The 8,526-nt window shown below is 72.7% G+C and carries 6 protein-coding genes and 1 pseudogene; 3 read left to right on the top strand and 4 right to left on the bottom strand.

The genetic code is table 11. The features are described 5' to 3' along the window. Together HW578_RS18825 and HW578_RS18820 are read right to left on the bottom strand one after the other, a co-directional pair. Positions 1–519, bottom strand: a 519-nt coding sequence (locus HW578_RS18825) for a methyltransferase domain-containing protein (RefSeq protein WP_369407928.1), incomplete at its 3' end; no start/stop codon positions are given. Positions 520–535: 16 nt separating this feature from the next. Beyond that, a complete protein-coding gene (locus HW578_RS18820; protein WP_198372251.1) occupies positions 536–748 on the bottom strand; it encodes a putative signal transducing protein in 213 nt (70 codons plus the stop codon). Positions 749–987: 239 nt separating this feature from the next. On the opposite strand from HW578_RS18820, the gene HW578_RS18815 reads away from it, so the two are divergent. Further along, a complete protein-coding gene (locus HW578_RS18815) occupies positions 988–1,944 on the top strand; it encodes a polyprenyl synthetase family protein (protein WP_198372250.1) in 957 nt (318 codons plus the stop codon). 411 nt (positions 1,945–2,355) lie between these two features. On the opposite strand, the pseudogene HW578_RS28480 reads toward HW578_RS18815, so the two are convergent. Both HW578_RS28480 and HW578_RS18805 read right to left on the bottom strand, forming a co-directional pair. After that, positions 2,356–2,835, bottom strand: a pseudogene (locus HW578_RS28480) (O-antigen ligase family protein); the annotation flags it as partial. 667 nt (positions 2,836–3,502) lie between these two features. Further along, entirely contained in the window at positions 3,503–4,906 is a 1,404-nt protein-coding gene (locus HW578_RS18805; RefSeq protein WP_198372247.1) for an aspartate aminotransferase family protein, read from the bottom strand. Positions 4,907–5,024: 118 nt separating this feature from the next. Here HW578_RS18805 and HW578_RS18800 point away from each other — a divergent pair, with 118 nt between their 5' ends. Further along, entirely contained in the window at positions 5,025–7,340 is a 2,316-nt protein-coding gene (locus HW578_RS18800; protein WP_198372246.1) for a molybdopterin-dependent oxidoreductase, read from the top strand. Further along, positions 7,340–8,526, top strand: a 1,187-nt coding sequence (locus HW578_RS18795; protein WP_232479111.1) for an alkaline phosphatase PhoX, incomplete at its 3' end; no start/stop codon positions are given. The genes HW578_RS18800 and HW578_RS18795, both read left to right, overlap by 1 nt.

Below are 8,526 nucleotides of genomic sequence, written 5' to 3'. Positions count from 1 at the left end.
CGCCACGCCCGCATCGAAGCGCGCCGCTGGCAGCACCAGGCTCACCGTGCCGCCCGCGCGCAGCCCCGCTGCCAGGAAGGCCGCCCAGGCTGCGAGCCCCGCGCCCCCCTCATGCGTCGCGGCGCGGCGCACCGCGCCCGGCGGTGGCGTGCCGCCCGGCCAATAGGGCGGGTTCGCGAAGGCATGGTCGCAGGGCGCGATGCCGCGCGCGATCGCGACATCGCCGACATCGCCCTCGATCACCGTCGCAGCCACGCCATTCGCCGCGGCATTTCCGCGCGCCAGCGCCGCCATCGTGGGTTCGCGCTCGACCACCGTCACCGAAAGCCCGGGCACCCGCGCAGCCAGGCACAGGAACACCGCGCCGGTGCCGCAGCCTGCCTCCAGCACGCGCTGCCCCGGCGCCGCCGGCACGAAGGCGGCCAGCAGCACGGCATCGAGCCCGGCACGGAACCCCTCGAGCGGCTGGCGCAGCAGAACGCGCCCGCCGAGCAGGCGATCGTCGGTCGTGGCACTCACGCCGCCAAGGCCTGCGTCACGTGGTTTCCTCGCCGGCCTGCCGCAGCACGGCGCGGGCGCGCCCTTCATCGTCGGTCGCGACGGCGAGCCGCCGGGGAAAGGCGCCGATGCCGCCCTCGATCGCGCTGACATGCGCATCGAGCACCAGCGTATCGATCCCGGCATCGGCCAGCAGGACCTGCAGGAAGGACAGGCGCACCGGGTCCGTGGTGGTGGCGATCACTCTCATGGTGTGGCGCCTGCGCGCATCGAGGTCGCGCTTGCGCGCATTGGTGTGGCGCTTGCGCGCATCCATGTGGCGCTTGCGCGCATTGCAAGACCGAATCCCTTGTTTTTCCGGCGCTTGCCGCACCGGCAGGCGCTGACTATGGTGCCCGCCGCATCAGGAGAAGTGCAAGGGTGAGTGCCGCCGCCACGCCGCTTGTCGCCCCGCCGGCGCCGCGGGGGGAGGACGCCCTGTCCGCGCTCATGGCGCTGCTGCGCGATGACCTCGAGGCATGCAACCGCCTCATCATCGAGAAGATGCAGAGCGACGTCGCGCTCATTCCGCAGGTCGCCGCCTATATCGTGGCGGCCGGCGGCAAGCGCCTGCGCCCGCTGCTCACCATCGCCGCCGCGCGCATGTGCGGCTATCGCGGCGAACGCCACGCGGTGCTCGCCGCCTGCATCGAATTCATCCACACCGCGACGCTGCTGCACGACGACGTGGTGGACGAATCCGCGCTGCGCCGCGGCCAGGCGAGCGCGAACGCACTGTTCGGCAACAAGTCCTCCGTGCTGGTCGGCGACTTCCTGTTCTCGCGCGCCTTCCAGGTGATGGTGGCCGACGGGTCGCTCGAAGTCATGCGCATCCTCTCCGCTGCCTCCGCGACCATCGCGGAAGGCGAAGTCCTGCAGCTGATGACGCAGAACGACACCACCACCACCGAGGCGCAGTACCTCGCCGTCATCGAGGGCAAGACCGCCGCGCTCTTCGCCGCCGCGACCGAGGTCGGCGCCGTCATCGCCGACCAGCCGCCCGCTCGACAGGCCGCGCTGCGCGACTACGGCATGGCGCTCGGCGTCGCCTTCCAGCTGGTGGACGACGCACTCGACTACAGCGCCGATCAGGAAGCGCTCGGCAAGACCGTCGGCGACGATTTCCGCGAGGGCAAGATCACGCTGCCCGTGCTGCTCGCCTTCGCCCGGGGCAGCGAGGAGGACCGCGCCTTCTGGCGCCGTACCCTCGAAGACCGCGACCAGTCCGAGTCCGACCTCGCCCATGCCCAGGCCCTGATCACCCGCCACAACGCCCTGGCCGACACCATCGAACGCGCCCGCAGCTACGGCGACCAGGCCCTCGCCGCCCTCGCCGGCTTCCCGGACACGCCGGAACGACGCGCGCTGGCGGATGTCGTGGCGTTCTGCATCGAGCGGGCGCGGTAGCGCGGAGGGGGCTTTGCCCCCTCCGGACCTCCCCCACCAGGGGGCTACGGCCCCCTGGACCGCGGGTTTTAGATCGGGGGAATTGGGGAGGGGCGTGGCGCGCCCATTGCGTCGGTGTCGCCATCGATGCCCCTCCCCAATTCCCCCGATCAAGTCGAGGGTTCCAAAGGCCTTAAGCCCTTGGCGGGGGGGTTCGGGGAGGGCAGAGCCCTCCCCGGGCGACCTTACCAGCCCGGCGCAGACAGCCGCCGTCAGCAGCATCGCCGCGATCCACCAGGCTTGCCAGGCGCCGAAGGACAGCATGGCCGTGATGGCCGCCGAGGCCAGGGCGCCGGCGGCGGCGGGCGGGCAGGGGCTGCGGCTGGCGGCGCTGCCCAGTGTCCAGGCGAGGGTGCCTGCGATCAGCGCGCCGATGGCGCCGAGTTCCAGCCAGACCTGCAGGGCGCCGTTGTGCGGGTGCAGGGGCAGCACCTGTACGCTGGGGTTGGCGAACCACGCGCGGCGTTCGGCATCGGTCACGCCGAGGTGGCTCAGTTGCGCGGCGGTGGGGGCGTCGCGGCCGCCCGGGACGGTGCGGCTGGCTTCGAGGCCCCAACCCAGGACCGGGCGTTCGGCGATGCATGCGGCGGTGAAGTCCCAGATCACCATGCGATGGAGCGCGGTGATCGGCAGGCGGTCCACCGGCAGGGCGGGGATGGCGGCGGCGAGCAGCGGCATCGCCAGGATGGCGGCGGCGAGCCCGGCACCGACCAGGCGCGGGACGATCCGCGGCGCGACGGTGGTCGCGGCGCCGATGGCGATGCCGAGCAGCGCGGCGAGCTTCGCGGTGTCCCCCGGCAGCGCCACCAGGATGCCGGCGCCGCCCAGCAGCAGCAGCGCGCGCGGCAGCATGGGCCAGGGCAGCGCGAAGGCGAGGGGCAGCAGCAGGGCCATGACCGAGGCCGCCGGTTTCAGCCCGAAGGCGAGGGTGGCCGGCGCTTCCGCCAGGCCGCGCACCGCCGCGCGGATGGCGTTGCCGCTCAGTGCGTCGATGGCGGCGGCGGCGAGCCCGACGCAAAGCCCGATGGCGACGCACTGTGTCAGGGCGCGCCGCGTCGCGTCGTCCAGGTCGCCCAGCGCGCGCGCCGCTCCGCCGGCGAGCAGCGCCATGGCCGCGATCGAGACACCGGTCGTCAGCGCGCGCCCCGGCTCCGCCGCCCAGGCCGCGCTGGCCATGCCCCATAGGCCGAGCGCGACGGCCAGCCAGACCGCCGCGCCGTCCGGCCATGGCAGCGCGCGCCTCGCGCGCAGATGCGCCACCACGCAGAGCGCCAGCGCCACCAGGCCGATCGGCGCCATCGCCTTCGACTGCAGCACGACGGCGAGCGGCGCGACCAGCAGCGCGACCGCGACCGGCAGGGCGGGGGAGCCGAAGGTCACGCCGGGCCGGGCCGTGCGCGAAGCAAGGCGTCCGCGCGCGCGTAACGCGCGGGGTATGCACATGCACCACGAGCAGCGCGCGCATGGGCAACGCGCACGCTGATGAAGCCCGCCTTCGCCACCTCCGGCGTGCGCGCGCTCAGACCGCCGCGATGCTCTCGCGTCGCAGCTCGACCGCGAGCGCATCCAGCGCGCGGCCAACGCGGTCCAGCATCTCGTTCACCTCGTCCTTGGTGATGACCAGCGGGGGCGAGAAGCCCATGCTGTCGTTCACCATGGCGCGCAGGATCACGCCCTGTTCCTCGCCGTGCTTGACCAGGCGCGGGCCGGCCTTGCGCGACGGGTCGAAGGGCTTGCGCGCAGCCTTGTCGGCCGACAGTTCGATGGCGCCGATCAGGCCGACGCCGCGCACCTCGCCCACGATCGGGTGGTCGGCGAAGCGGCGGCGCAGTTCGGCCTGCATATGCGCGCCCACTTCGGCGGCATGCGCGACGGTGTTCGTCTCGTCGTAGATCTTCAGCGTCTCGATCGCGACGGCGGCGGAGACCGGGTGGCCGGAATAGGTGAAGCCATGGCCCCAGGTGCCCACCGTAGACGATCCTTCCGCGATGCCCTGGAACACCGCCTCGTTCACCATCACCGCCGAGATCGGCAGATAGGCGGACGACAGCGCCTTCGCGCAGACCAGGATGTCGGGCGTGATGCCGAAGGTCTGGCTGCCCCAGTAGTTGCCGGTGCGCCCGAAGCCGCAGATCACCTCGTCGGCCACGAAGAGCATGTCGTACTTCTTGAGCACGGCCTGCACCTTCTCGAAATAGGTGCGCGGCGGGACGATGACGCCGCCCGCACCCATCACGGGTTCGGCCCAGAAGGCGGCGCATTCCTCGGCCCCGCCTTCCTCGATGATGCGCGCTTCCAGTTCCTCGGCGAGGCGCGTCGCGAAGTCTTCCTCGGACTCGCCGGGCTTCGCGCTGTGGTAGTGGTGCGGCGTGCCGACATGGCAGAAGCGCCCGCCCGCGATCGGCGCGTCGAACAGCTTGTGGTTGGCCGGGAGCCCCGTGAGCGAGGCGGCCGCGAGCGTGATGCCGTGGTAGCCCTTCAGCCGCGAGAAGAGCTTCTTCTTCTTCGGCCGCCCCAGCGCGTTGTTCATGTACCAGATCATCTTGATCGCGGAGTCGTTCGCCTCGGACCCCGAATTGCCGAAGAAGACCTTGCTCATGGGCGCCGGTGCGCGCTCGATCAGCATCTCCGCCAGGTCGATCATGGGTTCGTGCGACTTGGCGGTGAAGGAATGGTAGAAGGGCAGCTTGCGCATCTGGTCGGTCGCGGCCTTGACCAGGCGCTCGTTGTCGAAGCCGAGGCTTGCGCACCACAGCCCGGCCAGCGCCTCGATGTATTCCTTGCCCTGCTCGTCGTAGATGCGCACGCCCTTGCCGCGGCTGATCACCAGCGGGCCGTTAACCAGATGCGCCTTGGCGTCGGTATAGGGGTGCAGGACGTTGGCGATGTCGCGGGCGGCGTTGGAATTGCGGGGCGGGGTCATGGGGCGCGGTCCTCGTCGGGCTGTCGCCGCACTCTAGGCCCGGATGGCGCCGCCTCCCAAGGGCCGTGGTTGCCGCGCTGCCATGCGCGCGCCACCTTTGCCCCCGAAGGGAGCCCCCATGACCGAACTCAAGCCGCATGCCGCCCATTGGGGCAGCTTCGACGCCGTGGTGCGGGATGGCCGCGTGGTGGGCGTGCAGCCCTTCGCGCGCGACCCGTTCCCGGGCAGCCTGATCGAGGCGGTGCCGGACATCGTGCACGCCCCCTGCCGCATCGACCGGCCCTACATCCGCAAGGGCTGGCTGGAAGGCCGCCGCAAGGGTGCGCTGCGCGGCGGCGATGCCTTCGTGCCGGTTTCCTGGGACCGCGCCGTGCGCCTGGTGGCCGACGAAGTGCGCCGCGTGCGCGCCGAGCACGGGCCGACCAGCATCTTCGGCGGATCCTATGGCTGGTCTTCGGCCGGGCGCTTCCACCATGCGCGCAGCCAGCTGCAGCGCTTCCTGGGCCTGGGCGGCGGCTATACCGGGCAGATCAACGCCTATTCCTACGCGGCGGCGCAGGCGCTGCTGCCGCATGTGCTCGGCACAAACGAGGTGCTGCTCGGCCGCACCACCGATTGGGCCGCGATCATCCGTCACGCGAAGGTGATGCTGTGCCTGGGCGGGCTGCCGCTGCGCAACGGCCTGGTGACCTCGGGCGGGGCGGGCGAGCATTCCAACGAGATCAACCTGCGCCGCGCCGCGCAAGCGGGGCTGCGGTTCATCCAGGTCTCGCCCAACCGCGCCGACGTGCCCGGCTGGTGCCAGGCGGAGTGGATCCCCATCCGCCCCGGCACGGACACTGCGCTGCTTCTGGCCATGGCGCATGTGATCGTGGCCGAGGGGCGCGAGGACCGCGACTTCCTCGCCACGCATTGCGTGGGCTGGGACCGCCTGCGCGCCTATGTGCTGGGCGAGGGCGACGGCCTGGCGAAGACCCCCGCCTGGGCCGCGCCGATCACCGGCATCCCGGCCGACCGCATCGCCGCGCTGGCGCGCGAGCTCGCCGCAACGCCGGCCATGCTCACCGCCACCTGGTCCCTGCAGCGCGCAGACTACGGGGAGCAGCCCTACTGGATGCTGGCCGCGCTCGCCGCGATCCTGGGCAAGATCGGCAAGCCGGGCGAGGGCGTGGCCTATGGCTATGGCAGCGTGAACGGCATGGGCAATCCGCGCCGCGACGTGCCCTCCTTCGCCATGCCCGCCGCGCGCAACCCGACCGGCGCCTTCATCCCGGTCGCGCGCATCACCGACATGCTGGAGAATCCCGGCGGCGCCTACGACTTCAACGGGCGCGAGCAGCGCTACCCCGACACGCGCATCGTTTGGTGGGCCGGCGGCAATCCCTTCCACCACCACCAGGACCTCAACCGCCTGCTGCGCGCCTGGGCCGCGCCCGAGACCATCGTCGTGCAGGAGCAGCACTGGAACGCGCTGGCTCGCCACGCCGACATCGTGCTGCCGGCGACCACCACGCTCGAGCGCAACGACATCGCATCCAGCGGGCGCGACCGCTTCCTGCGCGCCATGCACAAGGCGATCGAGCCCTTGGGACAGGCGCGGAACGACCACGACATGCTGGCCGACATCGCCGAGGAACTCGGCTTCCGCGACCGCTTCACCGAGCAGCGCAACGAGGATGCCTGGCTGCGCCACCTGTTCGAGCAGTGGCGCCAGAACTGCGCGCGGACGGGCGTCGACACACCCGACTTCGACACTTTTTGGGCGAAGGGCTGGTGGGAAGCCGAGGCACCGCGCCGCGGCGAGGAATACACCCAGTTCGCCGAGTTCCGCGCCGATCCGGCGGAACACCCGCTCGACACGCCTTCCGGCAAGGTCGAGCTGTTCAGCGAGACCATCGCCGCCTTCGGCTACGACGACGCGCCGGGCCATCCGGCCTGGATCGCCCCGCGCGAATGGCTCGGCGCACCGCAGGCCGGGCGCTTTCCGCTGCACCTGCTCTCCTACCAGCCGGCCACGCGGCTGCATGGGCAGCTCGACCCGGGGCGCGTCGCGGCGGCCGACAAGATCGCCGGGCGCGAGCCCATCATGCTGAACCCCGAGGATGCCGCGGAGCGGGGCCTGAAGCCGGGCGACATCGTGCGCGTCTTCAACGACCGCGGCGCCTGCCTGGGCGGCCTGCGCACCGACCCCGGCCTGATGCGCGGCGTGGCCATGATGGCGACCGGCGCCTGGTTCGACCCGCTCGAGCCCGGCCAGCCCGGCAGCCTCTGCGTCCATGGCAATCCGAACGTGTTGACGCCGGATGTCGGCACCTCGCGCCTCGGCCAGGGACCCTCGGCGCAATCCTGCCTGGTGCAGGTGGAGAAGTTCACCGAGGCCCTGCCCCCCGTGCGCGTTCACCTGCCCCCGCGGATCGAGGAGGCCGCGCCGTGATGCGCCGCCGCGCGCTGCTGCTGGCGGCGCCGGCGCTGCTCGCCGCGCCGGGCCTGCGCGCGCAGTCGCTGACCATCCGCCAGGACGACCAGCCTGCTGCCGGCTGGCGGCGCGGCGTGCTGGTGCGCTGGGGCGACCGGATCGTCTTCGACGCGCCGCCCTGGGACCCGGCGCAGCCCTCGGTCGATGCGGCGGCGGCGCAGTTCGGCTGGGATGCGCGCATCCTCGCCTGCATCGCCTCGCCCAGCCCGGATGGCGTGGCGCGGGCATTGCTGGCGGTAGCGCACCCGACGGTCGAGGCGCGCATGGCCTTCCCCGGCGGGCGCGACATGCCCGAGGTGGCCGGCGCCATGCAGGGCGTCTCGCTGATGAACATCGAGAAGCGCGGCGACTGGGCCATCGTGGATGGCGGCTTCCAGAACCGGCGCCTGACCGCGGGCACGCTCTGCCGTGTCGGCTCCGACGGCAGCTCGGCCGCCGGGCTGGTGGGCGTGACCGGCGGCTGCGCCACCCCCTGGGGCAGCCTGCTGCTGACCGAGGGCGACGCCGCCGCCTGGCGGGCGCGCTTGCCCGGGATCGATGCCGGCACCACCGGGATGGTGGTGGAACTCGACCCGACCAATCCGCTCTGGGTGCCCGCCAAGCGCGCCGCCCTCGGGCGTTTCGCGCCGGCGGATGCGGCGGCCGCGCTCTCGGCCGATGGGCGCGCGGTGGTCTGGCTGACCGATGGGCGGCAGGGCGGGCACCTGTATCGCTACGTCTCGGACGAGGCGCCGGGGATGCAGGCGCTGGAGGCCGGGCGCATGGCGGCGGCGCGAATCGAAGGCGGTTCCCTGCGCTGGCTGCCGCTGCCCGAGGGGGACCCTCTGGCCGGTGCGCGGTCGGTCGGTGCGACGGGCTTCGACCGCCCCTGGGGCCTCGCTTTCGATGCCGCGCGCGGGCGCTTATGCGTGGCGCTGCGCGGCGGGGCGGGCCGCGTGCTGGAACTCCGCGCCGCGGCCGGCGACGCCGCGGCCGAGACCGGCGTGGCCGAGACGCTGATCGACGGCATTGCCGTCGCGATGCCGGACCCGCGCGCCGCACCCGCACCGGTTCCGGCCTGGCCCTGGGCACCGGCCACGCTCGGCTTCGACCGCGATGGGGCGGTCCTGCTCGGCACCGATCGCGGCGCCACGCCCGGCCCGCT

This window comes from Roseomonas rosulenta (assembly GCF_016106005.1).
In the GTDB taxonomy this organism is placed as follows: Bacteria; Pseudomonadota; Alphaproteobacteria; order Acetobacterales; family Acetobacteraceae; genus Neoroseomonas; species Neoroseomonas rosulenta.
Note: the sequence above shows the minus strand (reverse complement) of the source record. Positions and strands in the feature narration are given on the sequence as shown.

Bases quoted from the DNA above. Each gene is read 5' to 3' on its own strand.
- HW578_RS18800 (WP_198372246.1), top strand. From the start codon at position 5,025: ATGACCGAACTCAAGCCGCATGCCGCCCATTGGGGCAGCTTCGACGCC.
- HW578_RS18805 (WP_198372247.1), bottom strand. From the start codon at position 4,906: ATGACCCCGCCCCGCAATTCCAACGCCGCCCGCGACATCGCCAACGTC.
- HW578_RS18820 (WP_198372251.1), bottom strand. From the start codon at position 748: ATGAGAGTGATCGCCACCACCACGGACCCGGTGCGCCTGTCCTTCCTG.
- HW578_RS18815 (WP_198372250.1), top strand. From the start codon at position 988: ATGGCGCTGCTGCGCGATGACCTCGAGGCATGCAACCGCCTCATCATC.